Origin of the sequence: Cryptosporangium sp. NPDC048952, from assembly GCF_043197895.1 — a bacterium.
GTDB lineage: Bacteria > Actinomycetota > Actinomycetes > Mycobacteriales > Cryptosporangiaceae > Cryptosporangium.
In genome coordinates, this window is the sequence record NZ_JBICTY010000007.1 from 68,740 (window position 1) to 94,923 (window position 26,184).

Here is a 26,184-nt window from a genome sequence, read left to right on the forward strand (position 1 = left end):
TCTCAACGGTAGGTACGAACCGCGATGTCCCGGATCTGGTCACGCTGGTCGGCGATCAGCTCGGCGGCAGCCTCCCGCACCGCGGCGACGAACTCGGCCTCGCTCAACGTCCGCAGCGTGTCCGGCCGAATCCGGACGGTCCACTCACGCATTCCACGGGTTTCGACAGCGATGCGTCCATCGGCCGACCGTCCACGTGCGATCAATTCGTCGCGTGCGGCGCGGAACTCCCGCTCCTGACGTCCGAGCGCGGGCGATTCGTGGGTGAGGGTCTGTTCGGTGACGTCGGAGCGGATGCGGAAGTACTCGGCGGTGTGCCGGGCGCAGAGGAGCCGTGCCAGCTGGGCGAGTCGCCGTTCGAGGTCGGGCGATGTCAGCCGCTCGTACTGCTGGATCCGGAGCGTCACCTCGTCACGCCCGACCAGCTCGACGGCCAGCGAGTCGTCGGGCAGGGCCGCCCGGACGTGGAGCCCGGCGAGCCGATCGGCGAACTCACCCATCAGAACGCTCCGCCGAGCTCGTCGCGGATGCCCGTCCGGCCGGCACCGACCAGGTGCGGGCGGGGCGCGACGAACTTGTTCCGCTCGGCCCGCACGGCGGCCAGGCCGGCGCTCAGCGCGTCGGCGATCCGGGACTCCTGGTCGTTGATCGCCGACGTGACGCGGGCGATCGCGTCCCGCATGTTGTCCAGGACACCGTTCACCGTGCGGCCGCTGTACTCGGTGCGCGGCGGATCGTCCGGAGCACCCGCCGCGACCACCTGGCTCGAGGCCCCCACCAGTGTGATCGTCAGTCCGAACGCCGTGACACCGAGTGGGAGCGCGGCGACGGTCGCGACCGATGCCAGCACGGTGAACGTCATCGTCCATTCGAACTTGGTGCAGTCGCCGAGCGCGTCGAGTGCGTGCAGTGTGCCGTGGGCGATCTGGTCGATGTCGGTCCTGGCCCGCGCCCAGATCTCACGTTCGGCGTCCAGGGCTCCGCGCAGGAGCAGCCCGATCATGAACTGGTTGGTCAGCCGCTCGGGGAACGGCGTCAGGAAGTTGGTGCGGAACTCGTTGGCGGCCGGACCGTGCCACCGGGCGAGCACCGTCCGGACGTCCTGGATCTCCGAGTACGCCAGCGACACCGGATAGCCGGTGCCGTCCAGCGGGCTGGTGGACTGCGTGCCGGTGGCCAGCGCGGCGGCCGCACCGTCGGCGCGGTTCCGTGGCCCGGCGAACGCGTCCGGTGACGGCATCTCGGCGAACGGCTGGAACAGCGACGGAATGTCGGCGAGACCTTGCGCGAGGACCTTCTGGCGTGACGCGGTCAGGGCGCCGGCCCGCTCGTCGGCGGTGCGTGGGTTGCCGGTGCGGTCGTAGGGAGGCAGCCGCTGTTCCCTGATCGCTTCGATCGCGGCCCGGTCGCGGATGTCCGCCGCGTGCCGCATCAGCTGCTCGTAGCTCACGTCGTTCCGCCCCGTGCGCCCGGTGGCAGGTACCCCGGCCGGGGCTCTCCGTAGCCCGGTCGGGTCAACAGTCTCCGGAACTCCGCGGCCGCCTCGTCGTCGCCTGCCGCGTACACCTCGGTGGCCAGCACGAGGGCCTCCGCGGTGGCGTCGATATCGTTCCTGGTCATCGTGAGCAGGCTCGACAGCTCGTCGCGGAGCTCGACCCACGGCTGGTACGCGACGCCGTAGAGCCCGCCCTTCAGCTCCGGCGCACGGGCGAAGGCCGCCCGCAGACCGTCGTCGGTGCGGTCGAGGCCGCCGACCGCCAGCCGGTACTGCCCGCTCACCTCCGGAAGGTGGTTCTTCGCTGCCGTGAGCAGGTCGTAGAGGAAGACACCGAGGTCCCGCCCAGACGCTGCCACGACAGACCTCCCCGGATGGTCACTACCCTCCGCACACGGACGGGCACGCGCCGGGGTTCACGCGCTGAGGGCGACCTTCGCGGACGACTCGAAGTGCTGTTGGAAATCATCGCTGGTCATCGGACGCCCGTACAGATACCCCTGGGCCAGCCGGTAGCCGGCGAGGCGCAAGCGGGCTGCCTGGTCGACGGTTTCGACGCCTTCCGTCACGGCTTCCATGCCGAAGTCGTTGATGAAACCGATGAGGTTCTTCGTGATGATGGCTCCGGCACCCTCGGCGGATGCTCCACTGACAAAAGACTTGTCGACCTTCAGCACGTCGACGGGGTAGTCCAACAACAAGCTGAGCGACGAATGCCCAGTGCCGAAGTCGTCGAGAGCCACCCGGAGCCGCAGCGCCCGGAGACGGGTGAGTTGCTCGATCGCCACGTCGGTGGTGAGCACAGCGGTCTCGGTGACCTCGAGCACGAGACGCGAGGCGTCCACGCCGGTCCGACACAGGATGTCCTGGACCTGGTCGACGAAGTCCACCTCGGCCAGCTGCCGGGCGGAGACGTTGACGCTGATTTTGGCCGGCGCGTTCTCGCCGTAGCGGCGCTGCCAGGTCGCGGCCTGCCAACAGGCGAGTTCGAGCACCCAATACCCGAGTTCGATGATGCTGCCGTTGCGTTCGGCCAGCGGAATGAACACGTCCGGAGGCACTAGTCCACGGGTCGGGTGCCGCCAACGCATCAACACCTCTGCGCCGACCGTCGCTCCGGTACCGAGGTCGACGATCGGTTGGAACAGCGCGAAGATCTGACCGTCGGCCAGCGCGTGGCGCAGGTCGGCGGACAGCCGGGAGGTGTCGTCGGCGATACGGTCCAGGGCCGGGTCGAACCAGTGCCAGCAGCCACCTCCCGCAGCCTTGGCGGCGTACATCGCTACGTCAGCACGGCGCAGCAGCTCTTGGGACGTGTCGCCGGCGCGGCTGGTCGCCAGCCCGACGCTCGTGCCGGTGACCAGGGTGGACCCCATCAGATCGACTGGTTCGCGGAGGGCGGCCAACACGCGGTCGGCCAGTGCCTCGATGTCGGTCTCACCCCCCTCGTCGGTTCGGGCGGGCACGGCCACGGCGAACTCGTCGCCGCCGAGCCGGGCCACCAGGCCGAGGTCACCCACGGTCGTGGTCAGCCGCGCGCTGATCAGGGTGAGCAAGGCGTCGCCCGTGCCGTGACCGAGGCGGTCGTTGACGGTCTTGAAGTCGTCGACGTCGAGCAGGACGAGATGGAAGACCTGCTGGTCGGTCAGCAACTCCTCCACGTGGCGTTCGAGGAGCGCCCGGTTCGCGACGGAGGTCAGCCGGTCGTGTGTGGCCTGGTGCTCCAGCCGATCCTGGTAGCTGCGCAGGTCCGACAACTGCCGGTCGACGGTACCCAGCAGCCGGTTGTTCTCCAGCACCGCGATGATCTGCCGGATGACGACCACGACGATCAGCAGCACTGCGGCGACCTCCATGATCACCGTCTCGCGGGGGTCTGCGGTCGGGGTGGCCAGCAGCAGCACGCTGGTGACAGCGACGGCGACGTAGGGAGCGATGCTCACGCGTCGGGACCGGCGCCGCGCCTGCGGTGCCGAGGCGCCCGTGCGGAGCTGACGTGCGGCGGCGAGATGAACGCTCAAGGCTGCCACCGGCACCGCGAGCATGCTGGAGGACAGATAGGGGCGCGAGACGAGGAACGGTGACAGGCTGCCCAGTGCGGCGCTGATCGCACTCCCCGCAGCGAGCAGGTGAATGGCGCGCCGATCCAGGCGGCCGGCGCCCGCGAACGCCACCTTGACGAAGGTGGCCACCGAAAGGAAGCCGACCACGGCCAGCGAGAGCATGGCTCCGGCGGAGCCCGTCTGAGCGATCCACTGCTGGTGTTCGCGCAGCGAAAAGTGCCACACCAGACCGATGCCGGCGATGAGCACCATGCAGGTGTCCAGCCAGAACCGTGTCCAGTCGCTGCGGGTGCGCTCCCAGGAGGGCAGCCGGAGCAGCGCCCAGAGGACGACGCCGAGCACCGCGAGGTAGAAGGCGAGACTGACCGGGCCGACACGCTGCGAGGGCAGCGCACCGCCGAGCGCATCGACGGAGTTGGCGATGGTCCCCACGGTGAGCAGACCGCACGCCGCGGTGAGATGGCGCCAGAATCGTCGCGTTCCGGAATCCAGACCGGGGTGACGGACCACTCGCCAGCAGGCGTGACCGGCCAGCAGTGCGGTCACCGGCAGAGCCAGCCATCCGATCACCGGATGGTTCCAGACATGCACGAGCCCTGCGGCCAGCCACAGCGCATTGCCGACGACCAGAACGCCGGCCGCGGCCAGTGGCCAGGAAACACCGCGCACGAACGTGCCCTTGGCCATGATCGCCCCCTGTCAACGTGTCAGCAGTGCTCCATCGGCTACCGGCTGCCGAACCGGAGGGCGTGTCGCGTCCACTCCCGTCCTACAACCCGGACAGGACGGATGCGTCGGTGGTTCCGGCGCGAGCCTGCGCCTCCAACACCTCGGCGATGCGTTCGGGTTCGCTGGGGCGTCCGTGCAACCAGCCTTGGGCTTCGTCGCAGCCGTGATGGGCCAGCAACGCCGCCTGGTAGTGCTCCTCCACTCCTTCGGCGACCGTCCGCAACCGCAGTGCGTGCGCGAGAGCGGTGATGGCGGCGATCAGCGGCGCTGCCTGATCGGTGGGTTGCAGGGCGGCGACGAAGGACTGATCGATCTTGAGGATGTCAGCAGGGAGATGTTGCAGGCGGCTCAGGGAGGAATAGCCGGTTCCGAAGTCGTCGATGGCGATCCGGACACCGGCTCGGCGCAGGGTGTGGAGGGCGTCGACGGCGGTCGGCGAGTCGGCCTGCAGCGTGCTTTCGGTGACCTCGAGAACCAGCCGGTCAGCGGGCAGCCCGGTTTCCTCCAAGACCGCCATCACCTGGGTCGCGTAGTCGGGCTGTCGCAGCTGCGGGCCGGAGACATTCACCGTGATCTTCGCGGGTACGGCGCGGGTCCATGCCGCCGCGTCCCGGCACGCGGTCCTCAGAACCCACTGGCCCAGCGTCGTGATGAAGCCGCAGCGCTCGGCCACGGGGATGAACTCGTCCGGCGGGACCGGTCCGTGGCCGGCCCGGGTCCATCGAACGAGCGCCTCGGCACCGGCGACCCGGCCCGAGCGGACATCGACGATGGGTTGGTAGACGACACGGAACTCCCCGGCCTCCAGTCCGGCGGCCATCGCCCGCACGTCGGCGTGGTCGTCCTGTGCGTAGACGGTTCGGTCACCGCCTTCTTCTTTGGCCGTGCGCAGTGCGGCGTCGGCGCGACCGACGAGCATCCGGCCCGTGTCGCCGGGCAGGTAACCCGCTACCCCCACGGAGAAGCGGACGAACGGCGGAGCGACGACACGGAGAGATTCCATCAGCGGGCTGACCGACACGAGCGGGTCGGGAACGACGAGGAAGAAGTCGTCGCCACTCGTCCGCCCCAACACGGCCGGCGGCACGATCACGGACTCCCAGGCCCGCCCGCACGCGCGGAGCAGCCGGTCGCCCTCGGTGGAGCCGTTCGTCTCGTTGATCCGAGCGAACCCGTCGATGTTGAGCAACACCACGGTCAACGGCTGCCCACGACGTCGGGCGCGGACGAGCGCGGCGCGCAGTACCCGATCGAGCCCGCGCCAGTTGAGCAGACCCGTGACGGGGTCGATGCCGGCGTCGGCAGCCGCGCGGACGAGCCACCCCACCACTGCCGCCACCAGAACGTTCAGACCGCACAGCGCCAGAACGGCGCTCCACGGCAACGCTTCCCACCAGACGTTGGCGACGACCAGGACGGCCAGCACGGTCGCCAGCCCCGGCAGCGAAGCGACCGGATCGAAGAACGCGAAGAAGAACACGGTGACGATCAGGAGGAGGGCCGCGACCGCGGAGGCGTCCGGACGCTCGCGTTGCAGCCACACGCCGGCGGCGGTGAGCAGCACCGCCGCCTCGGCCACCGCGTAGAACACCCACTGCGGGAGCCGGTGACCCCAGGCGGCGAGGGCTCCCCCGCCGAGGATCGACAGCAGCGAGCTGAGCCGGACGAGCCCGTCGGTGTCGCTCGCGGAGGGCAGCAGCGTCCCGAGGAGACCGATGCCCCCACCGACGACACACGCCACCGCTGAGGTCACCGCCATCGCACGTCGCGTGGCCACCACCGACGGGCGCAGTGGGCGTCGCCACAGCGCACTCCCGAATTTCTTCACCCCGAACCCGATCGGCCAGAAGTTCCCGAAGTCCAGGAATTCCGGCAGACAGCACCCGCGCCGGCTCTACGCCTGCTTCAACCACGTCGCGACGCGGCCCGCGACGTCCTCCCAGCCCCGATCGAAGACGCACGAGTGGGCCCGCCCCGGGATTTCGACGAGATCGACGGCCGCGGGCGACTCGCGGTACAAGCGGTGGGCGCCGCGCGTCGTCACAGCCGGAACGGTGTGGTCGTGCTCGGCGGCCACGAACAGCAGCGGGGTGCGGGACCGGGTGTTCACCGCCGCCGGGGACCGACGTCGGAGGTTCGCCGTCGCCACCTCGAAGATCGGCCGCCCGGGCCCCGGCATCGCGAACGCCTCGTACAGCTCGTCGGACTCGGCGCGCGACAACGTGTTGCCGAAGCCGTACCGGAACTGCTCGACGGTCAGCGCGACGGTGCGGCTCGCGTTGCGCGGGTCCTTCAGGACCGGGAACGACGAGCGGAGCTGCGCGATCGGCAGCGCCCGGACTCCCTTGACCGGCGCGGGGCTGATCGCGACGGCCGCGCGCAGCGAGCACGTGCTGTTGAGCTTCTGCACGACGGCTCCACCGACGGAGTGACCGATGACGATCGGCGGTTCGTCGAGACCGTCGATGATCTCGGCGTAGTGCGCGGCGATGTCGTCGAGGCCGTGGCCGGCCAGACCGCTCGGGTCCGTGCGGGTGGACCCGGCCGTCTCGAGGTCCCCCGGCCATCCGGGGGCGATCGGCCGGTAGCCGGCGGCTCGGTAGAACTCGATCCACGGTGCCCAGGAGGATGCGTGGATCCAGAGACCGTGGACGAAAATGATCGTGGGCATGCGGGTAGTCGAGCCAAGACCAGTGGACAGGCACTGAACGCGCCGTTCAGTGACCGCGTGGGTCGTGTACCTGGCGTGGTTGTGCGTCACCACGTTGCGCGGCGCGCGGAGCGCCACCGCAGCGGCTGCTCACCGTCGAGGACCTGGCTCGAGCGGCGGCTCCGCACCCGGAGATACACCCCCGTGGCCGCGCCGAACACGATTCCCGGGATCGCACCGAGGAACGGCCGGTCGGCGAACGCCAGCCCGCCGAGCCGCCCCAGTCCACTGATGTAGAGCGCCCACAGGACGCCGGCCACGGCACTCGCCGTCCCGAACCGCCGCACCGGCATCCGCATCCACCCGGCCGCCAGCGTCGTCGCCGTCCGTCCGCCCGGAAGAAAATGCCCCACCACGATGGCGACGCCACCCCGCCGCACGATCGCCTGCCGCGCCGCAGCAAACGCCACCCCGGCAGTCCCCCGCCGCGGCACCCCGAACCGGCCGACGGCTCGGCGGCCCAGGCCGTAGGAGAGGAAGTCGCCGGCTATCGCGCCGGCCGCCCCGCCGGCGATCAAACCGAGCACGCCCGGCTCCCCCGACACCGACAGCGCACTCAGACAGATCAGCAACGAATCCGACGGCAACGCCGTGAACACTCCGTCGGCCATCACCACCAGCGCCACCACCACGTAGATCCACGGCGACCCGGCCAGCTCCAACGCCTGCTCCAGCATCCGACTCCGCTCCCCGCATCCGGCGACCACCTGCAAACCAAGATTTGCAGGTGCAAAGTCGCCGAGCCATGCGGGTAACCCCGGACCCGACCCTGAATCTCACCCAACTGGAGGTCCGGCCCCCGTGCCCCGACAATGGGCTCGTGAAGCGCGACGAACGCTGGCGAAAGTTCTGGGACAACCAGGCCGGGTCCTACGACCGGCAGATGGACTTCTGGGACCGGCGCGTCTTCGCCGACACCCGCCCCTGGATTTGCTCCCAGGCATCCGGCGCCACGCTCGAAGTCGCGATCGGCACCGGCCTCAACCTGCCGCACTACCCCACCGGCGTCCGGCTGACCGCCGTCGAGTGGAGCCCCCAAATGCTCGAACAGGCGCGCAGGCGCGCCTCCAGCCTCGGCCGACGGGTCGACCTCGCGGTCGGCGACGCACAGGCACTACGCTTCGCCGACGACGAATTCGACACCGTTGTCTGCACGTTCTCCCTCTGCGCCATTCCCGACGAAAAGCGCGCGATCGACGAGATGGTCCGCGTCCTGCGCCCCGGCGGACTGCTCCTGCTGGCCGACCACGTCGAGGCCACACCGTGGGCCGGACGGATCCTGCAACGCGCGCTGGAGGTTTTCACGGTGCCGAGCGCCGGAGAGCACTGGCGTCGGCGTCCGATCCGGCACGTCGAAGCGCTCGGCTTACCGATCGAGAAGCACGAGCGCTTCAAGGCCGGCGTCGTCGAGCGCTTCTCGGCACGCAAGCCCGACAAGCCATACTGACCCGGTGGAGGCAGCGCCCGAAGTCCGGTTCGCGCGAACCGACGACGGCGTGACGATCGCCTACCAGGTCGTCGGGCAGGGACCACCCCTGGTGTGGATGCCCTCGCTCAGCAACATCGTCGCCCAGTGGCGGGTACCGGTCCTGCGCCGGGCCTACCAGGAGCTCACCAACCACGTCACGCTCGTGCTCTACGACGGACGCGGCACCGGCGCCTCCGACCGCCGCATCGACACCGCCGACCTCGGCGTCGACGCGCACGTCCGCGACCTGACCGCCGTCCTCGGGAGCGCGGGCATCCGGACGACGTCGCTGCTCGGGTACTACCACTCGGTGTCGACGGCGATCGCGTTCGCGGCCGCGCAGCCGGAGCGGGTGCAGCGGATGGTGCTGTTCGGCGGCGCTGCGCGACTGCGGGAGGCGATCAGCCCGCAGCAGACGCAGGCGCTCCTCTCGCTGGTCGAGCAGGACTGGGGACTCTTCGCGAACGCCGCCGCGGCGGCCTGGCTGGGCTGGGACGATCCCGAGTCGGGACGCGGCGTCGCCGAGGCGTTCCGCACCGCCACCACCGCGACGATCGCGCAGGCCTGGTTCGCCGCCGCTCAGCAGATCGACGTCACGCCGATGCTCGGCGACGTGCGGGCGCCGACGCTGGTGCTGCATCGCCAGGCCGAGGAGCAGATCCCGGCCGAGGTGGCCCGCCGCCTGGCGACCGGCCTCCCGAACGCCCAGCTGCTCGAACTCCCCGGAACCACGCCGACGCTGTTCATCGAGGACGCCGAGAGCGACCTCCGGCTGGTCAGCGACTTCGTCACCACGGGAAAAGCACAACGCACGAGCAACCGCACCATTTTGACGCCCCGCGAGCGCGATGTGCTGAAGCTGCTCGCCGCCGGGGAGTCCAACGGCGAGATCGCGAAGCGGCTCGGCATCACCGTCCACACCGTGGAGCGGCACTCGGCCAACCTGTACCGCAAGATCGGCGCCCGCGGCCGCACGGACGCGGCGGCCTACGCGCTGCGTCACGGGCTGGCGTGACGGTCTTCCGTCATCCGCGCTGACGGAATTCGGGGACGCCCCCAGCCACCGGAAAGCCCACGATGGAACGCATGACGACCACGACCCCGAGCAGCACCTCCTGGAAGTTCGCCCGCATCACCGCTCCGCTGACCCGGTTCCTCGCCGGGCGCCGCTACTTCCCGGGCTGGGCGGTCGTGCACCACCGCGGCCGCAGGTCCGGGCGCGCGCTCACCGTGCCGATCGCGCTGGTGGCCACGCCGGACGAATTCGTCGTCAACCTGCCGTGGGGTGCCGGGACGAACTGGGTGCGCAACGTGCTGGCAGCGGACGGGTGCGTCGTGCGGTGGAAGGGCCTCGACCACCCCGTCAGCGCGCCCGCGGTGATCGGCGAGGCCGCCGCCCGGCCCTACTACGGTCGCGTGACCTGGGCGATCGCCCGCCGCATGTTCCCGGCGGACGACTGGCTAGTACTCCACCGCGACCAGCGACCCACTCTCCATCGCGACCCACACGCCAGTCGGTGACACCCACAGTCCGTGCGGCTCCTCACCGGGGAGCGGATACGTCGTGGTTTCGCCACGAGCCGTGACGTGCGCCAGCTCCCCGGAGCCCCAGAGCGTGGCCCAGCAGCCGCCGTCGTGGTCGGCTGCGACCGCGTGCGGGCGGCTCGTGACGTCGAAAACGGAGGTGTGCAGTTCGCCGGAAGGGTCGAGACGACCGACGCGGCCACCGGCGATGTCGGCGAACCAGACTCCGGCCTCGGAGGCGGTGACGCCGACCGGCGCGAAGCCCTCCGGGAGGTCGACGACGTCGACAGCGCCGTCGCGGACCCGGGCGAGCGCTCCGGCCTTGTTGAGTGCGGCCCACACCGTACCGTCGGGGGCGACGGTGATCATCGCCGCGAAGGCGTCGGGAACCGGGATGTCCAGAAACCGAAGGTCGTCGCCGAGTTTCCCGATCCGGTTGGAGCCGGGGGCGGTGAACCAGATCGTGCCGTCCGGGGCGGCGGCGATGCCGTACGGGGCCGATCCCGCGGGCAGTTCGGTGACGCTGTGCGCTCCGGACGGGTCACGCCTGCCCAGGCGGTCACCGGCGGTGTACCAGAGTGCGTCGTCAGGGGCGACGGTCAGCAGCATGGGGCGGTCCGGCAGCGGCTCGACCGACACCTCGCCGGCCGCGACCCGCGCGAGCCCGGGCGGATCCAACAGCGTCGCCCAGACGTTGCCGTCCGCGTCGCCGGTCAGCGCATAGGGCGAGCCGGGCACTGCGATCTCGGACATCAGGGACTCCCGTGCTCAGCGGTGAGCCAGTCGAGCGCGTCGCCGTAGGCGTTCAGTACCGAGATGTGGCCGTCGCCGGGGCGGATCCAGCGGGTCGACGCCGGGAGCCGCTCGGCGTGGTGCACCGGCACCATCCGGTCGTCGACGCCGTGCACGACCAGCACCGGAACGGTGATCGTGGCCGGGGCGAAGCCCCACGGCGCCACGTACGCCAGGTCGTCGTCGATCGCGCCGACCGGGCCGCTCGCCGCCGCCGCGCCTGCGTCCTTGCCGACCGCGGCCCAGTCGCCGGAGAGCGCCGCGTAGTCGGCCTCGGTGAACGACGCCGGTTCGAACTCCGCGGTCTCGTCGTAGCGGACCCGGGCGTCGCGGCCGTCGGCAGCCGACTTCAACGCAGCGTCGTCGGCCATGCCCGCGAACCAGCCCGGATCGCCGTCGTACGGCGACAGACCCGCTATCGACGCCACGGCGGTCACCCGCGACGGCAGCAGCGCCGCGCAGGCCAGCGCGTGCGGCCCGCCGCCGGACGCGCCCATCGTCGCGAACCGTTCGATGCCGAGCGCGTCGGCGATCGCCGCCACATCGGACGCCGCCGAGGCCACGGTGCGACCGGGCAGCGGCGTCGAGCCGCCGTAACCGGGGCGCGCGTAGGACACCAGGCGGAGTCCACGCGCGCCCGCGGCGGCCAGCATCGGTTCGAGAAGCGCGCCGGTGTGCGGTGTTCCGTGGTGCCAGAACACGACCGGCCCGGTGCCGCCACCGTCGACGGCTTCCAGGGTACGGCCGTCGGCCGTGCGGACGTCCATCCGCGCAGGCTACTCGGACGGCTCCCTATTTGACGGGCTCCGCGTCCTCGAACGTCGCCTGCATGCGTTCGGTCCAGGTCGTGAGGACGACCGGCGCGCCCGGCAGGCCGAGACCGGCGAGCTCGTCCGCGATCGGTCCGGCGCCGAGCGTCAGTTCGACGCCCTCGCCGCCGAACACGACCTGCGAACCGCGGCCGCCCTGGGTGAACGTCGTCCGGTGGGGTTCGCCGCCGATGAGCGAATAGGCGGCCATCGGCGCGGCCGGAGTGTCGTCGGTGCCGCCGCGGGGCGCCCGGACCGTGAACGCCTGCCGCCCGTCGACGATCAGCGTCCAGGTGGTCGACGTTTCGGTGTTCTCGACGTCGATGCGCTCGATCGTCTTGGGGAAGCCCCAGATTGTGCGCCCGGCCTCGCAGGTGAACGCCTGGTCGACCGGCAGGCGGGTGATGAACGTGCCGTCCTCCCCGCCTGCCGCGGGCCGGACGAAGAACGTGAACCCGACCTCGTGGTAGGCACCGAGGTCGTTGTCCCGGTAGTCCACGAGGACGAGCGCGAAGTGGGCCCGCCCCGGTTCGTTCTCGACGATCCGGAACGCATCGGACGGCAGTAAGGACTGGGCCGCGGCGGCGTCGACCTCGTAGAGAACCGTCGCAGCCGACGCATCTCGGACCTGAACGGGCATCGTGACGGTCTGACCGGCGATGTCATAGCTCGTCATAGAACACGTTCTACCTCAGATCCGCCGTGTGTAGAAGATGTGTAGAGGCGGGTGTCATCTTCTGGCGCGAATGTCACTGGAGTCGCGTCTCGGGAGCACAACCATGACCCGCAACAGGGAGACCGCAGCCGAATCGCTCGAGTCGGACGTCCCGGTCCTGGCTCTCCTCGTACCGTCGGCGACCGGTTTCCAGCTCCGCGCGACGCCCGACGTGCGCGAGGCCGACGGCGCCGGCCGCATCTACCGCACGCCTGACGGACGGATCACGCTCGACTGGCAGACCGCTTCCTAGCGCAGGGGCGCCGGCTCACCCAGAGCACGTGCTCGAAGTCGAGCGCGAAGCTGGTGCGGCCGATCGTCGCGGTCGAGACGGCCATCTCGAGGTATGCACCACGTCTAGCGCGCGTCAGCCGCACGGCAGGCTGACGCGCAGGCGGGTGCCGGTGCCCGCCTCGCTCTCGACGACCGTGCGGCCGTGCAGTGCCCGGATGCGGGCGTCGATGCCCGCCAGACCTCCCCCGGGGACCACGCGCGCGCCGCCCGACCCGTTGTCGGCGACCGTGCCGTGCAGCCAGCCGTCGGCCTCGGTCACCTCGATCCGGACCCGGGCCCCGGGGGCGTACTTGGCGACGTTGGTCAGGCCCTCGCAGAGCGCGAAGTACGCGGCGGCTTCCACTGCCGGTGGCGTGCGCCCGGCGTCGACCGAGAACTGGACGGCCAGCCCCAGCCGGGCCGCCACTTCGTCCAACGCGGCACCCAGACCGTCGGTGCGCAGCACCGACGGATGCAGTCCGCGGGCCAGCGCCTCCAGGTCGGAGATCGTGCCGAGCACCTCCGCGTGACACGAGGCCGCGACCGACCGGGCCGGTTCGGGCAGGCCCTCGAGGCCGTCCAGCCGCGACGCCAGCGCCACGAGCTGGCGTTGCGCTCCGTCACGCAGGTCCTGTTCGAGGCGTCGCCGCTCGGCGGTCTCGCGTTCCTCCACCCGCGCCTGCGCCGCCAGCACCTGCTTGAGCTGGGCGGTGGCCACCGCCTGCAGCTGTGCGGTGAGCAGCGCCTGCGACCCGGCGCGCAGTACGGCGTCGACCATGGGTTTTCGCAGTTGCAGGTTGTCGTCGAGCTCGACGAGCGCGAGCGGCTGACGCTCGTCGACGCGTGCCTCGATCAGCCAGCGGCCGTCGGCCGCGAACGGGTCGGCCACCACCTGCCCACGCCGGTCGACGTAACCGCGCTCGGCGGGCACCCAGAAGAGCAACCGCAGCCGCGGGTCACGCAGCGCGGCCGCGAGCGCGTCACGCACCGTGGCCACCGACGACGTCGCCGACGTCATGCGCACGACCCGGTGCGGGGCGTCCACCTCGCGCCAGCGCTCGCGCAGCCCACCGGAGAGCACGGCGAGGGGGATCGCGAGCGACGTGATGTTGATGAAGAAGTAGAACGAGAGCAGGGCTTCGAGGTCGGTCCAGACGTCGCCGTCGAGCAGGGCGAGCACCGCGCTGCCCACCGCGACGCCGGTCGCCAGCAGCACCGGCCAGGCGGCGGGCCGGTCGAGGGCGGACAGCCGGCGGGCGCGCCGGACCAGGAGCACGAGATACCACCCGGCCATCGCCAACTGCGCCCCGATGACGACGGGAAGTACCTGGTCGTAGAGCGCCCGGTCCGCGAGGAATCCCGACCAGACCACGTCGGGCGCGAACCCGTTCCACTCCGGACGCGAGACCAGCTCCACCGCGAACTCGCCGCCGAACAGCGCGACGCAGGCCGTGGCCACCCACCAGCGCTCGGCCCGGCGCATCGACGGGTAGCAGAGCACGCCGGCGCCGGTGACGACGAACGACGCGATCTGCGTGTAGAGCGAGACGAGCGGCCAGATACCGGTGTTCCAGGCGGCGACCCAGGCCACCGAGGCGGCGACCGCGCCGAGCAGGAGCAGTTCGCCGGCGCGGCGGCGCTGGTCGCCGGCGCCGAGGAAGAGGCCGCCTGCGGCGCCGTAGGCGACCGACACGACGAAGGTGAGGAGGGCGGCGGCGAGGTGGTGGCGCCAGTAGGGCGCGCCGCAGGCCAGCGCCAGCACCCCGCACGCCAGCCCGGCAAGTAACGCCCGGCCGATCTGACCGGGTACCGGCACTACGTCGCGCATGGGCACTGCGCCTCCGGAAACTCGGCCGTACTGCGCGCATAATACGGACGCCGGGCCTCGTCCGTGAACTCCGGACAGAGGCGAGTTCCGGCAGAAGCCGTCGCGCCAGGATTTCCCGCGCAGAGCCCCGCCCCGCTCTCGATTAAGTTCGTGTGTCCGCGCGACCGGACTGTTGACAGCCCACTACCTCCGGAGGCAGTGTCCTACTACGCATTGTGAGTCAGTGCCTCACCATGCGAGACAGAAAGATCAAGGAGACACCGCATGACGACGTCCACGATCTCTCCGGTCACCGGTCCCGCCGCCTGGCGCGGAGACCAACTCGTCGACGACAAATCCTGGATCTACCAGCTCTCCGACGAACAGGTCGCCGAGCTCGAAGCGGCCGGCCGGCGGTTCGTGCTCGACGACCCGGACCTGCGCAGCGTCACCCGCGAGCAGTACCCGCTGCCGGCCTGCGCCGAGGCCGTCACCGCGTGGAACCGGGAGATGGAACGCGGCCGCGGTTTCGTGCTCATCCGCGGTCTGCACACCGAGCTGTACTCCGACGCCGTCTCCGCGGCGATCTTCTTCCTGACCGGCCTGCACATGGGCGTCGTCATGCAGCAGAGTGCGCTCGGCGACGTGATCGACCACGTCGTCGCGACCTCGAGCAAGACGATGGACGACCCGACCGCCCGCGCGTCCCGGGTGCGCGACAAGCTCGTGTACCACTCCGACAGCTCCGACGCGGTGGCGCTGCTGTGCCTGCGTCCCGCGAAGGAGGGCGGTGCCAGCAGCCTCGTCTCCGGTGCGCAGATCTTCAACGAGATCGTCGAGCGCCGTCCGGACCTGGCGCCGCTGCTGCTCGAGCCGTTCCACTTCGACTGGCGTCGGCAGGACCCGAACTCGCCGACGACGACGTACCAGTCGCCGGTCGTCAGCATCGCCGACGGCGTGTTCAGCATGTACGCCGGCACGACGTACATCTTCACCGCGGCGCAGTCCTACCCGGACATCGTGCCGCCGCTGACCGACGACCAGGTCACGGTGCTGCGGATGTTCGACGAGATCACCCAGGAACAGGGCATGGCGCTGGACATGGACTTCCAGCCCGGTGACATCCAATGGGTGTCCAACTACGCAGCTCTCCACTCGCGCACGGCGTTCACCGACCATCCCGAGCCGCAGCGTCGACGTCACCTGATGCGGCTGTGGCTGCGCAACGAGTATCCGCGGCCGATGGTGTCGCCGTTCGGCAAGCCGGTGAAGGCCCGCGACGATCAGGAGTCACTGCCCGACCTCGGCCAGTTCTCCATCCGCACCGCCTCGATCCCCCGAATCGACGAACACGGCTGACCCCACCCCTCCGAATCCCTACCATAGATGTCTATATGTGGAAGGATTCGGAGTCGGGAGGCAACGTGGCCGCTACCGAAGTCAAGGACGACCGCAAATCTGCGGCGCTCGCCGCGCAGCGCGTCAAGCCGAACCAGGGTGCGCGGGTGATCTCCCGGTTCGGGCTGGCCCGCGAGATCCTGCGCAGCACCGAGATGAGGCAGGCCGGCGCCGGTGCCGAGCAGGCGCCGCGGGTCGACGTCGAACATCGGTCGGTGTTCTTTCTCGACGGTGAGGAACACAAGCGCAAGCGCACCGCGATCGCCCGGTTTTTCACGCCGAAGGCGATCGGCACCCGCTACCGCACGGTGATGGAGCACACGTCGGACCAGCTGCTCGCCGACATGCGCGCGGCAGGTGGCGGGCGTCTGGACACGATCAGCTTCGAGCTCGCCGTGACGGTCGCCGCGGACATCGTGGGCCTCACCGACAGCAACCAGGCCGCGATGGCCAAACGCATCCAGGGCACGCTCTTCGGCACGTACTTCCTGCATCGCAATGCCGTGCTCCGACGCGCTGCTCAGCTCGTCAGCGTCGTCAATGGATTGAGGTTCTTCCGTAGTGACGTGAAACCCGCGATCCGGGCGCGGCGGAAGCAGCGCCGGGAGGACGTGATCTCGCACCTGATCGACGAGGGATACCCCGACAAGGCGATCCTGATCGAGTGCATGACCTACGCCGTGGCCGGGATGGTCACCACGCGCGAGTTCATCGTGATGGCGGCGTGGCACCTGTTCGAGAAAGACGAGGTGCGCGAGCGGTACCTCGCCGCCGACGAGCAGGGTCAGCTCGCGATCCTGATCGAGATCCTTCGGTTGGAGCCGGTGGCCGCGATGCTGCACCGCCGGTCGAACGCCGACGGCGAGTTGCTCGCGGTGAGCATCCGGGACGCGAACGTCGACGAGTCGGTGGTCGGCGGCTGCCCGTTCGCGATCGACCTCGACCGGCCCGGCGCGAGCCCGGCGAACACGTACATGAGCTTCGGCGACGGCAGCCACCGCTGTCCCGGCGCGCAGGTCGCGCTCAACGAGACCCGTGTGTTCCTCGACCGGCTGTTCCGCGTGCCCGGCCTGCGCCTCACCCGGGAACCGACGATGAGCTGGTCGGACGCGCTCATGAGCTACGAGCTCCGCGGCGCTCTGGTGTCCTGCTCACGTTAGATCAACAGCAAAGGAGCCTTCATCGCCGACGAAGTTGGGTCCAGGCCAGTCGCCACCCGGTGCCGCCGGGAACGTTCATACCGTCGATGGCGGACGGTTCACCCGCCCGGGCGTGACCGCGAACCGGTGGTCAACGCGTGCCGAACGCCAGGGTCGGGCTCGGGGCGGTGAAGGACTCGGTGGGCAGGCTCGGGAGGACCGCGGCGAGCGTGTCGCGGGCGACGTTGATCGGCGTCTTGGTGTCGGGCACCTCGTCGTCGTACTTGTCGGGGTTCGCGAGGAACGACGCCGCGGCCAGGTTCGGCGTGAAGCCGATGAACCACGCGGCGTTGTTGTCGTCGGTCGTCCCGGTCTTGCCGGCCACCGGCCGGTCGATCGCGGCACCCACGCTCGCCGCGGTGGGATTACCCCCGGGGTGCGAGCAGGCGATACCGACCTGCGACTGTTCGCCGACCGGGCACCGCGCCATGTCGGCGGCCGCGTCGGCCACCTCGGGGCTGAACGCCTGACGACAGGTCGTGTCGGCCACCGACGCGACCTGCTTGCCGCCCTGGTCGCTGATCGACGTCAGCGGCAGCGGTTCGCAGTAGGTGCCACGCGCGGCCACCGTCGCGTACGCATTCGCCATGTCCAGCGGCGAGACCTGCGCGGTCCCGAGCGTGAACGATCCCCACGCCGTCGGACTCTTCTGCGCTGCCTCTTTCAGCTGGTTGTCCTGGCTGCCGCGCAGAACGACCCCGGCGGACTCGGCCGCCGCGATCGCCGACTTCACCGACACCTCTTGCTCGAGCTGAATGAAGTACGTGTTCGCGGACTCGCCGAATGCGCTCGACATCGTCTGATCACCGGTCATCTTCGGCGACGCGTTCTTCGGGCAGTACCGGTCACCGCCGATCGCGCACTCCCCCGGGTACTGCGAGACGTACCGGTCCGGCGAGTACAGCTCGTGGTTGAGCGGAATGCCCTTCTGCAGGGCGGCGATCGCGGTGAACATCTTGAACGTCGAACCGGCCTGGTACCCCGGTGAGATCGCCGACCCGGACAGCAGCGGAACCACCGTCGCGCCGCTCGCGATGCCGTACTTCCGGTTGACCGCCATCGCCTTCACCCGGCCCGTGCCGGGTTCCACGAGCACGACCCCGGTCGCAAACCTGCTCTCCGCGCCGAGCGTGTCGTCGACCTGCTGCTGCGCAGCTTTCTGCATGTCGACGTCGAGCGACGACACGATCGAGTAGCCGCCCTTGCGCAGGTTGTCGACGCGCTCGGCGGTGGTGGAGCCGAACACCGGGTTCGCCTTCCACCAGTCGAGGAACCAGCCACAGAAGAAGCCGTAGGCCGTGGTGCCGTTCTCGCACGACTGGGCGCTGGACTTCGGCTTCAGTCCGAGGTCGCTGGTGCTGACGGCGTCGGCCTGGGCCCGGGTGACGTACTTCAGCTTCACCATCTGGTTGAGCACGTAGTCGCGCCGGTCGATCGCGAACTTGTGGTCGTTCTCGACCGGGTTGTACTGCGTGGGGTTCTGCGCCAGCCCGGCGATCATCGTCGCCTCGGCGAGCGTCAGCTCCGACGGCGGCTTGCTGAAGTACGCCTGGGACGCGGCGTAGATGCCGTACCCGCCGTTCCCGAAGTAGGTGATGTTGAGGTAGTTCTCGAGGATCTGGTCCTTGTCGAGCTCGTGTTCCAGCGCGACCGCGTACCGGATCTCCCGCAGCTTGCGCCCGGCCGTGTCCTCGGTGGCCAGGCGCTCCTCCTCGGGGGTGGTCGCGCCGTAGCGCAGGCTCGCCCGCACGTACTGCTGGGTGAGGGTCGACGCGCCCTGCGTCGAACTGCCGACTTTTTGGTTGTTCACGAACGCACGGACAATGCCTTTCAGATCGACGCCCTGGTGCTCGTAGAACCGATTGTCCTCGGCTGCGACCATCGCCTGGCGCATCACGGGTGAGATCTGGTCGAGCGAGACGTTGCGCCGGTTCTCGTCGTAGAACTCGGCGATCTCGGTGGTGCCGTCGCTGGCGTAGAGCGTCGAGGCCTGCGGTGCGGGCGGGAGTTCGAGGTCGGCCGGCAGGTCGCTGAACGAGTCGGAGGCCGACTTGGCCGCGAGGCCGGTGAAGCCGGCCGCCGGGAAGGCCGCCGCGGCCAGCACCACGCCGGCGAGGAGCCCGCACAGCACCAGCGAGGCCAGCAGGTGTCGGCTCCGCCGAGTCTTTTCCACGCCGCCCCCTAGCGCCCGGTTCGTGCCTCAGACAGTAAGTCGGCGAACTTAAGAAACGGATGTCCGCTGCGGGGTAGCGATGTTGTGCTATGGCGACGCTGGGTAGTGGCCAAAGTCACCCAGCGAGGTCATCCCCCCAGCCGCCGAGCGTCGGCGTACAGCACGCTCTCCGAGGACGGCCTCGGGGTGCTGCACTTCCGGTTCCCCGCGGTGTTCGGGGACACGCAGTTGACCGGTCTGCTGGTCGGCGGTTATCTCGGGCCGCTGGCGTCGGCGTTCGTGGTCACCGCGGTCGCCGACGGGCGGCCCGGGTCACCACGATCCCGCTGTACCTCGGTGGGCTCGTACTGCAGATGTTGACGTCGTCGCTGGCTGAAGAGCCCGGCTGGCGGGACTTCGCGCTGCCGCGCCTGCAGACGCGGTACGGGCCGCTGGTCGGCACGCTGATCCTCGGACCGCTGTGGGCCTGGTGGCATCTGCCGCTGTTCCTGACCACGTGGTACCGGGGCGAGAACGCTCTTCGCTCGATCGCGCTGTACACGGTGCTGGCGGTGGCGTTCAGCATCATCATCACGTGGGCGTTCAACCGCACCGGGGAGAGTCTGCCGGTGGCGATGCTGATCCACGCGAGCAACAACAACACGTTCTCCGTGTTGGCTCCGGTGCTGTTGCCGGCGCTGGTGAGCTCGGATTCTGTGAGGGTGGCCAGTCTGATCGGCTACGGCGCGGTAGCGATCGCGCTGGTGGTCGCGACCCGCGGCCAACTCGGCTACGAGCCGGGCGGGCAGGTGAGGCAGTTGGACCCCGTGCACTCTCAGTTCGGAGGATCGCGCCCGGCGGCGCGTTAGCGTCCGGGACATGAGAGCTGTGCAGTTCACGCGGTACGGGCCGCCCGGCGTGCTGGAACTCGCCGAGGTCGACGAGCCGCACGCCGGGCCCGGCGAGATCCGGATCGCCGTCCGGGCGTCCGGACTCTCGGTCGGCGAGACGCTGATCCGTTCCGGCGCGATGCGCGACGCCGTGCCCGCGACGTTCCCCTGGCGGACCGGGTTCGACGCCGCCGGTGTGATCGACGAGGTCGGCGAGGGGGTGACCGGCGCGGAGGTCGGCGACGAGGTGTTCGGCTGGGTCGCGATGGCCCGACGGGGCGCCAACGCCGACTACGCCGTGCTGGTGGCCTGGGCACCCAAGCCCACCGCCTGGACCTGGGAGGAAGCCGGTGGCGCGGCAGGCGCCGTCGAAACGGCGACCCGTGTCCTCGACCGGCTCGACGTCCGCGAAGGCCAGACCGTGCTGATCAACGGGGCAGCCGGCGGCGTGGGCACGGTCGCCGTGCAGATGGCCGTGGCCCGCGGCGCACGAGTGCTCGGCACCGCGAGCGAGCACAACCACGACTTCCTTCGTTCCCTCGGTGCCCAGCCGACCACCTACGGCGCGGGGCTGGCGGAACGGGTACCCGGCGCGGTGGACGCGGCCTTCGACTGTGCAAGCGGCGCACTCCCCGACCTGATCGCGCTGACCGGCACCCCGGATCGAGTAGTCACGATCTCCGACTTCACCGCCGCATCCCACGGCGTCCACCTGTCCTCCGGCGCCACCGACGCACTAGCGGTCCACGCCCTCGCACTGGCGGTCGATCTGGCCGCACAGGACCGCCTCACGATCCCCGTCGCCGCGGTCTTCCCACTCACCGAAGCGCCAAAGGCTCACGAACTCAGCGAAACCCGCCACGCCCGCGGCAAGATCGTCTTCAGTGGGTCCGACCCTCACGCACCATCTCGACCGTCTTGACGACCCGATCGGCCCGCGTGGCCTCGCGCTTCGCCTCGGTCACCCACCGCACGAACTCCTTGCGGTGCGAGTACGCCAACGCGCCGAACGCTTTCTCGACGCCGGGATCGGCAGCCAACGCCGCCGCGAGATCGTCCGGCACCTCGACCGTGCGCTCCCCCGCGTCGGCCGCGATCTCGACGTCATAGGTCTCGCCGAGTTCGACCCCGGCCTGCGCGCGGGCAGCCTTGGCCAGGCCGATCATGTTCTCGCCACCCATGCGGGCCAGCCGCAGCGAAAGCGTGACGCCGTTGACCGTGACCTTCACCGGGAAGGCCTTCTTGCCCTCCCCGAGCGCCGCGGCCTGCTCGTCGGTCAGCACGAACGCACCGGCCGGGCCGCGGGGTTCGAGGATCGCGGTCAGCTGCAACGTCTGTCCCATGCGTGCACGGTAACTCAGCTCGGGGCGCCGACCTGGTACTCCGCGGTGAACCGCTCCTCGCCGAGCGCGGCGACGGCCAGGTCACGGGCAGCGGACAAGTCACGGGCGTCATCCGGATCCGGTACCTGGCCAACCGCCGCGAACTCCGCATCGGTGCGCCCGAGCAGACGCGCGGCGAGCGCGTGATCCCCGTCCGCCGACGCCATCGCGACCCCGGCCATGCTCAGGTACCGAGCCTCGAACCCCCGCTCGCCGACTTCCGCGAAGAGCTCCCGGGCCCGTTGCAGATTGCCGAGGTGGAGCTCCGTGACCGCCAGGTTGTACGACTCCGATGTCACCACGTCCGGCCGCCCGAGCTCCTCGTTCAGCGCGATGCTCGCCAGGTAGCGCTCCCGCGCTAGCAGGTAGTTCCCCGACAGGCGCGCCACGGCCGCCAGCACGTGCCGGGGCCGCTCCTCGAGCACCCGCTCACCCATCGCCGCAGCCAGCGCTGCCTGCGCCAATTCCTCGGCCCGCGGCAGATCGTCCTCGCGCAGCGCGACCCGCGACAGCGCGTACAGCGCCTCGACCTCACCGCCTGAGTCCCCGGCGGCACGCGCCCGCTCCACTTCGGCCCGCGCCAGAACGGTCACTCCTGCGCTGTCACCACGCCGGAACGCGGCCCGAACCTCCTCGGCGAACTCCACTTGTCGGACCCTAGACGTACGGTCTGGACATGGACGAAGCGCTGCCGCTGTTCGAAGCCGAGGGGTCCGCGCGGCCGCTCGCCGATCGGCTGCGTCCGAGGACGCTCGACGAGGTGGTCGGCCAGGACCATCTGCTCGCTGCCGACGCCCCGATCGGGCGCATGGTCGCGGAGAAGCGGCTGGTGTCGATGATCCTGTGGGGTCCGCCGGGGTGTGGCAAGACGACGATCGCGCGCCTGCTCGCCGAACGCAGCAACCTCGTCTTCGAACCGCTGTCCGCCACGTTCTCCGGCGTTGCCGACCTGCGAAAGGTCTTCTCCGCCGCCACCAAGCGCCGCGAGATCGGCCAGGGCACACTGCTGTTCGTCGACGAGATCCACCGCTTCAACCGCGCCCAGCAAGACAGCTTCCTGCCCTACGTCGAGGATGGCACGGTCGTGCTCGTCGGCGCCACCACCGAGAACCCGAGCTTCGAACTGAACGGCGCGCTTCTGTCGCGCTGTCAGGTGTTCGTCCTCAAACGCCTCAACGACGACGCTCTGGAGACGTTGATCGAGCGCGCCGGAGCCGTGCCGCTCACACCGGATGCCCGCCACGCACTGATCGCGATGGCCGATGGCGACGGCCGCTATCTCCTGAACATGATCGAGGCACTACCCACCAGCACCGAGCCGCTCGACGTCGCCCAACTCGTCGCGCAGGTGCAGAAGCGGGCACCGCTCTACGACAAGAAGCAGGAAGGCCACTACAACCTCATTTCGGCACTGCACAAGTCGATGCGCGGCTCCGACCCCGATGCGACGCTCTACTGGCTGGCCCGCATGCTCGAAGGCGGCGAGGATCCGCTGTACATCGCCCGCCGCCTCGTCCGGTTCGCCACCGAGGACGTCGGCATGGCCGATCCGCAGGCCGTGCAGCAGACGCTCGCCGCCTGGGACGTCTACGAGCGGCTCGGCTCCCCCGAGGGTGAACTGGCCATCGCCCAGGCCGCGGTCTACCTGGCCACCGCCCCGAAGTCCATCAGCGTGTACCGCGGTTTCGGCGAGGCCCGGGCCGCCGCCCGCCGCACCGGGTCGCTCATGCCGCCGGCCAACATCCTCAACGCGCCGACCCGTTTGATGCGCGATCTCGGCTACGGCAAGGATTACGAGTACGACCCCGATACCGCCGACGGCTTCTCGGGCGCGAACTACTTCCCCGACGGCATGGAGCGGGAGCGGTTCTACGAGCCCACTGCCAACGGCAACGAATTCGACGTCAGTGAGCGGCTCGCCCGCTGGAACGCACTGCGAAAGGGGCACCGTGCGGCAGAACCCAGCTAGGCGCATCGCGCTGCTCGACGCGGCCATCGAGGTTCTGGCGCGGGACGGGTCGCGTGGCCTGACGCTCCGTGCGATCGACAAGGAGGCCGGCGTTCCGCCCGGCACGGCGACGAACTACTTCGCCAACCGCGACGAGCTGCTCGCGCAGGTCATGCGGCGCACGCGCGAGCGCCTGACGCCCGATCCCGAGGTGCTCGCCGCGACGATGACGCAGACGCCGTCGCACGCGCTGGCCGGCGAGTTGATGCGCCAGCTCCTCGAGCGCCAGCGGGCCGACCGGTCGAGCAACCTCGCGATGCTCGAGCTGCGGCTGGAGGCCACCCGCCGCCCCGACCTCTCCGCCGAGCTCAGTGGTTTCCTCGCCGCCGAGCACAAGGAGCTCATCGACTATCACGTGTCGGCCGGGCTGCCCGGGGACCGCGCGGGCGCCGCGCTGCTGTACTTCGCGATGTTCGGCCTGGTCGTGGACGCGCTCACGATGCCCGCGATCGTCGAGGGCTACGACACCGACGCGCTGATCCAGCAACTCGTCGAGAGCGTTCTGCGTTGACACCACTGCAGGTGCAGTACTAACGTGGCTAACCACTTCGATTGCAGTGGTTAGGAGCGGCATGCGCAAGCTGGTGTATTACGTCGGGGTCAGCATCGACGGTTACATCGCTGGTCCCGACGGCTCGTTCGACTTCTTCCCGCTGGGCGAGGACCTCGCCGCGTGGATCGCCTCGACCGTGCCCGAGACGCTGCCGACGCACGCCCGGGCGCACTTCGGGGTCGAGAACGCGGTCAACCAGCGGTACGACACGGTCGTCATGGGGCTCGGCACGTACCGGCCGGCGCTGGACGTCGGCATCACCAGCCCGCACGGGCACCTGCGCCAGTACGTCGTCTCGACCACGTCGGGCGAGATCACCGACCCCGGCGTCGAGCTGGTGAGCAGCGGCCCGCTCGCCCTGGTGCGCGCACTGAAGTCCGAGGACTCCGAGCACGACGTCTGGCTCGCCGGCGGCGGCAAGCTCGCCGGCTCCGTGCTCCCGGAGATCGACGAACTGATCATCAAGAGCTACCCACTCGTCGTGGGCGACGGAGTTCCGGCTTTCGCCGACAACTTTTCCCCGACCGCGTTCACCCCCACCCACCGCGAACCCTTCGCCAGCGGCGCCACGGTCACCCACTACACCCGGGCTTGAACACTGTGGCGGGCTATGGGCCCCCGAAGTGTGCAGGTCTCAGAACAACGGCGGCCCGTCGGCGCGAGGGGCGCCGGCGGACCGCCGTGGGGGCGCGGCAGGGGGTGCCGCGAGTCTGTGGTGGGTTATTTCGTGCCGTACATCGCGACGAGGCCCTGGAAGTCGCCGAGGCCGAGGGTGCGCTTGCCGACCGAGCAGGCCGAGAGGGCCGGGGTCATGACGGCGCTGGCGTGCGCGGTCTGGTCGACGTGGTTGAGGCCCAGCGAGTGGCCACGCTCGTGCAGGACGACCGACTGCAGGTCGTAGGCGCCGCTGCAGTTCGCGGTCGAGGTGAAGAACTTGTACTGGGTGTTGAGCGCGGTGTCGGTGCCGGTCACGGTCTTGTTGCCGTTGACCGTCTTGTAGTAGGTGCAGGTCATGCCGAGCCACTTGCCGTTGCCGGCGACCCAGCCGATGACGTTGCGGCCGTCGTTGCCGATGCAGTTGCCGGTCGTGCCGACCTGCGGGACGGCGGTGGTCTGGCCACCGTTGGTCGTCGCCAGGCCGAGGGCGCGCTGGCCACAGGCCGTGCTGAGCGCGTTGGTGGCGGTGGTGATCGCCGAGGAGGCGGTACCGGAGAGGGCAGCCGGGGTACCGGCCGGGTTGTAGTACCAGGTGAAGCTGGGGAGCTTCCAGCCGGCGAGCTGGTAGGCCGAGTCGGTGCAGGTCTTGGCGGAGTTCGCGCGGCTGGTGCTGGCGCTGGCAGCCTGGGCCACCGAGTGCTCGTGCTTGTCGGTCTTGACGACGACCGAGCCGTCGGCGGAGCGGCTGACCGTGATCGACAGGTCGCCGGAGGTGCTCTGCGCGGCGGCCTGGACACCCTCGCCGGCGGCGGGGATGCGGACCGAGAGGCCCTCGTAGCGGATCGTGGTGCCGTCGGTGGCGACAGCGGCGACGTTGGTCTCGGCGTCGGCCGCGACCAGCTTGACGGCCGGGGCGGCGGTGACCGCGACCGGGGCGGCGAAGGCGGTGACGAAGCCTGCGGTGACCGCGGCGGTGGCGGCGAACGCGGCGACCGTGGTGGTCGGGGCGAGGGCGGACCGGAGAGGCAGCAGGTTACGCATGCCACCTATGTCGGAACGGCCCAGTGCGGGAGCCGGTGCGAGAAAGTTTCCGATCGGGAGCCGTGATTTAGGCTCTCCGAATGCTGCGAAACGCTCGGATCGAGGCGCGGATACCGACGCAGGACCTGGCTCGTGCCCGGCGGTGGTACGCCGACAAACTCGGCCTGGAGCCGACCGAGGAACGCGAAGGCGGGCTGCGCTACGAGGGTGCGTCCGGCGTCTTCTGCCTGTACGCGTCCGCCGGAGCGTCTGACGGGTCGTTCACGCAGCTGGGCTTCTACGTCGACGACGTCGAGGCGGCGGTCGCGGAGCTGCGCGCTCGCGGTGTCGTGTTCGAGGAGTACGACGGCGCGGTGAACGGAATCATGGACGTCGAGGGCAACTACCCGAGCAAGGGGCGCGGCGAGCGGGCCGCCTGGTTCCGCGACAGCGAGGGCAACATGCTCGGGCTCGCCGAAGTCGTCCGGTGAAGCGGTCGGCCCGCGTCAGGGAAGGACGCGGGCCGCGAATGCCTCACAC

The 26,184-nt window shown here is 70.1% G+C and carries 28 protein-coding genes; 13 read left to right on the forward strand and 15 right to left on the reverse strand.

The features are described 5' to 3' along the window. Positions 1-2: 2 nt before the first annotated feature. From ACGFY5_RS33820 to ACGFY5_RS33850, 7 genes are all read right to left on the reverse strand, one after another. On the reverse strand, positions 3-500 hold the full coding sequence (locus ACGFY5_RS33820; RefSeq protein ID WP_392726555.1) for a hypothetical protein: 498 nt from the start codon (positions 498-500) through the stop codon (positions 3-5). Then, on the reverse strand, positions 500-1,450 hold the full coding sequence (locus ACGFY5_RS33825; protein WP_392726556.1) for a hypothetical protein: 951 nt from the start codon (positions 1,448-1,450) through the stop codon (positions 500-502). The genes ACGFY5_RS33820 and ACGFY5_RS33825 overlap by 1 nt, the downstream gene beginning before the upstream one ends. Beyond that, positions 1,447-1,854, reverse strand: a complete 408-nt coding sequence (locus ACGFY5_RS33830) for a hypothetical protein (RefSeq protein WP_392726558.1) — start codon at positions 1,852-1,854, stop codon at positions 1,447-1,449. Before ACGFY5_RS33830 ends, ACGFY5_RS33825 begins: the two co-directional genes overlap by 4 nt. A 57-nt stretch (positions 1,855-1,911) precedes the next feature. Further along, positions 1,912-4,245 carry a putative bifunctional diguanylate cyclase/phosphodiesterase gene (locus ACGFY5_RS33835; protein WP_392726559.1) on the reverse strand — a complete coding sequence of 778 codons (2,334 nt, stop codon included), beginning with the start codon at positions 4,243-4,245 and terminating at the stop codon, positions 1,912-1,914. 82 nt (positions 4,246-4,327) lie between these two features. Further along, on the reverse strand, positions 4,328-6,046 hold the full coding sequence (locus ACGFY5_RS33840) for a putative bifunctional diguanylate cyclase/phosphodiesterase (RefSeq protein WP_392726562.1): 1,719 nt from the start codon (positions 6,044-6,046) through the stop codon (positions 4,328-4,330). Positions 6,047-6,181: 135 nt separating this feature from the next. Next, a complete protein-coding gene (locus ACGFY5_RS33845) occupies positions 6,182-6,958 on the reverse strand; it encodes an alpha/beta hydrolase (protein WP_392726564.1) in 777 nt (258 codons plus the stop codon). 86 nt (positions 6,959-7,044) lie between these two features. Then, positions 7,045-7,674 carry a DedA family protein gene (locus tag ACGFY5_RS33850; protein WP_392726567.1) on the reverse strand — a complete coding sequence of 210 codons (630 nt, stop codon included), beginning with the start codon at positions 7,672-7,674 and terminating at the stop codon, positions 7,045-7,047. Positions 7,675-7,817: 143 nt separating this feature from the next. Between ACGFY5_RS33850 and ACGFY5_RS33855 the strand changes: the two genes are divergently transcribed. From ACGFY5_RS33855 to ACGFY5_RS33865, 3 genes are all read left to right on the forward strand, one after another. Continuing rightward, complete coding sequence (locus ACGFY5_RS33855) at positions 7,818-8,444, forward strand: class I SAM-dependent methyltransferase (protein WP_392726568.1); 627 nt, start codon at positions 7,818-7,820, stop codon at positions 8,442-8,444. A 4-nt stretch (positions 8,445-8,448) separates the two neighbouring features. Continuing rightward, a complete protein-coding gene (locus ACGFY5_RS33860; protein ID WP_392726570.1) occupies positions 8,449-9,480 on the forward strand; it encodes an alpha/beta fold hydrolase in 1,032 nt (343 codons plus the stop codon). A 71-nt stretch (positions 9,481-9,551) separates the two neighbouring features. Next, on the forward strand, positions 9,552-9,986 hold the full coding sequence (locus ACGFY5_RS33865) for a hypothetical protein (protein WP_392726573.1): 435 nt from the start codon (positions 9,552-9,554) through the stop codon (positions 9,984-9,986). Here ACGFY5_RS33865 and ACGFY5_RS33870 read toward each other — a convergent pair. From ACGFY5_RS33870 to ACGFY5_RS33880, 3 genes are read right to left on the reverse strand one after another with little or no spacing between them, the layout of a single operon-like run. After that, the gene (locus tag ACGFY5_RS33870) at positions 9,927-10,742 is read right to left on the reverse strand and encodes a hydrolase (RefSeq protein WP_392726575.1); all 816 of its coding nucleotides are present in this window, start codon (positions 10,740-10,742) and stop codon (positions 9,927-9,929) included. The two genes, ACGFY5_RS33865 and ACGFY5_RS33870, sit on opposite strands and share 60 nt — an antisense overlap. Beyond that, positions 10,742-11,548, reverse strand: coding sequence for an alpha/beta fold hydrolase (locus ACGFY5_RS33875; protein WP_392726577.1), 807 nt, complete (start codon positions 11,546-11,548; stop codon positions 10,742-10,744). The genes ACGFY5_RS33870 and ACGFY5_RS33875 overlap by 1 nt, the downstream gene beginning before the upstream one ends. A 25-nt stretch (positions 11,549-11,573) precedes the next feature. Next, positions 11,574-12,266 carry an acetoacetate decarboxylase family protein gene (locus ACGFY5_RS33880; protein WP_392726580.1) on the reverse strand — a complete coding sequence of 231 codons (693 nt, stop codon included), beginning with the start codon at positions 12,264-12,266 and terminating at the stop codon, positions 11,574-11,576. Between the two features lie 103 nt (positions 12,267-12,369). Here ACGFY5_RS33880 and ACGFY5_RS33885 point away from each other — a divergent pair, with 103 nt between their 5' ends. Beyond that, positions 12,370-12,558, forward strand: a complete 189-nt coding sequence (locus ACGFY5_RS33885) for a hypothetical protein (protein WP_392726582.1) — start codon at positions 12,370-12,372, stop codon at positions 12,556-12,558. Positions 12,559-12,672: 114 nt separating this feature from the next. On the opposite strand, the gene ACGFY5_RS33890 is transcribed toward ACGFY5_RS33885, so the two are convergent. Next, a complete protein-coding gene (locus tag ACGFY5_RS33890; protein ID WP_392726584.1) occupies positions 12,673-14,406 on the reverse strand; it encodes a sensor histidine kinase in 1,734 nt (577 codons plus the stop codon). A 264-nt stretch (positions 14,407-14,670) separates the two neighbouring features. On the opposite strand from ACGFY5_RS33890, the gene ACGFY5_RS33895 reads away from it, so the two are divergent. Continuing rightward, positions 14,671-15,744 (forward strand): TauD/TfdA family dioxygenase, encoded by a 1,074-nt coding sequence (locus ACGFY5_RS33895; RefSeq protein ID WP_392726587.1) that lies wholly within the window; start codon positions 14,671-14,673, stop codon positions 15,742-15,744. Positions 15,745-15,809: 65 nt separating this feature from the next. Next, the gene (locus tag ACGFY5_RS33900) at positions 15,810-16,943 is read left to right on the forward strand and encodes a cytochrome P450 (RefSeq protein ID WP_392726589.1); all 1,134 of its coding nucleotides are present in this window, start codon (positions 15,810-15,812) and stop codon (positions 16,941-16,943) included. A gap of 130 nt (positions 16,944-17,073) precedes the next feature. Here ACGFY5_RS33900 and ACGFY5_RS33905 read toward each other — a convergent pair whose 3' ends face one another. Next, positions 17,074-19,155 carry a transglycosylase domain-containing protein gene (locus ACGFY5_RS33905; RefSeq protein WP_392726592.1) on the reverse strand — a complete coding sequence of 694 codons (2,082 nt, stop codon included), beginning with the start codon at positions 19,153-19,155 and terminating at the stop codon, positions 17,074-17,076. Between the two features lie 105 nt (positions 19,156-19,260). Here ACGFY5_RS33905 and ACGFY5_RS33910 point away from each other — a divergent pair, with 105 nt between their 5' ends. From ACGFY5_RS33910 to ACGFY5_RS33920, 3 genes are read left to right on the forward strand one after another with little or no spacing between them, the layout of a single operon-like run. Continuing rightward, positions 19,261-19,515 (forward strand): hypothetical protein, encoded by a 255-nt coding sequence (locus tag ACGFY5_RS33910; protein ID WP_392726594.1) that lies wholly within the window; start codon positions 19,261-19,263, stop codon positions 19,513-19,515. Beyond that, positions 19,509-20,003 carry a CPBP family intramembrane glutamic endopeptidase gene (locus tag ACGFY5_RS33915; protein WP_392726597.1) on the forward strand — a complete coding sequence of 165 codons (495 nt, stop codon included), beginning with the start codon at positions 19,509-19,511 and terminating at the stop codon, positions 20,001-20,003. Before ACGFY5_RS33910 ends, ACGFY5_RS33915 begins: the two co-directional genes overlap by 7 nt. A 10-nt stretch (positions 20,004-20,013) precedes the next feature. Continuing rightward, complete coding sequence (locus ACGFY5_RS33920) at positions 20,014-20,946, forward strand: NADP-dependent oxidoreductase (RefSeq protein ID WP_392726600.1); 933 nt, start codon at positions 20,014-20,016, stop codon at positions 20,944-20,946. Here ACGFY5_RS33920 and ACGFY5_RS33925 read toward each other — a convergent pair. Beyond that, positions 20,906-21,367, reverse strand: a complete 462-nt coding sequence (locus ACGFY5_RS33925; protein ID WP_392726602.1) for a YdeI/OmpD-associated family protein — start codon at positions 21,365-21,367, stop codon at positions 20,906-20,908. The two genes, ACGFY5_RS33920 and ACGFY5_RS33925, sit on opposite strands and share 41 nt — an antisense overlap. 14 nt (positions 21,368-21,381) lie before the next feature. After that, positions 21,382-22,053, reverse strand: coding sequence for a tetratricopeptide repeat protein (locus ACGFY5_RS33930; protein ID WP_392726605.1), 672 nt, complete (start codon positions 22,051-22,053; stop codon positions 21,382-21,384). A 29-nt stretch (positions 22,054-22,082) separates the two neighbouring features. Between ACGFY5_RS33930 and ACGFY5_RS33935 the strand changes: the two genes are divergently transcribed. The 3 genes from ACGFY5_RS33935 to ACGFY5_RS33945 all read left to right on the forward strand — a co-directional run bounded on the left by ACGFY5_RS33935 (position 22,083) and on the right by ACGFY5_RS33945 (position 24,562). Further along, positions 22,083-23,375: a replication-associated recombination protein A gene (locus ACGFY5_RS33935; RefSeq protein WP_392726606.1), complete on the forward strand. Its 1,293-nt coding sequence runs from the start codon at positions 22,083-22,085 to the stop codon at positions 23,373-23,375. Next, on the forward strand, positions 23,356-23,925 hold the full coding sequence (locus ACGFY5_RS33940) for a TetR/AcrR family transcriptional regulator (protein WP_392726608.1): 570 nt from the start codon (positions 23,356-23,358) through the stop codon (positions 23,923-23,925). The genes ACGFY5_RS33935 and ACGFY5_RS33940 overlap by 20 nt, the downstream gene beginning before the upstream one ends. A gap of 61 nt (positions 23,926-23,986) precedes the next feature. Next, on the forward strand, positions 23,987-24,562 hold the full coding sequence (locus ACGFY5_RS33945) for a dihydrofolate reductase family protein (RefSeq protein WP_392726610.1): 576 nt from the start codon (positions 23,987-23,989) through the stop codon (positions 24,560-24,562). A gap of 125 nt (positions 24,563-24,687) precedes the next feature. Here ACGFY5_RS33945 and ACGFY5_RS33950 read toward each other — a convergent pair whose 3' ends face one another. After that, positions 24,688-25,665 carry a matrixin family metalloprotease gene (locus tag ACGFY5_RS33950; protein ID WP_392726612.1) on the reverse strand — a complete coding sequence of 326 codons (978 nt, stop codon included), beginning with the start codon at positions 25,663-25,665 and terminating at the stop codon, positions 24,688-24,690. 80 nt (positions 25,666-25,745) lie between these two features. Between ACGFY5_RS33950 and ACGFY5_RS33955 the strand changes: the two genes are divergently transcribed. Next, positions 25,746-26,135, forward strand: coding sequence for a VOC family protein (locus ACGFY5_RS33955; protein WP_392726614.1), 390 nt, complete (start codon positions 25,746-25,748; stop codon positions 26,133-26,135). Positions 26,136-26,184: the final 49 nt, after the last annotated feature.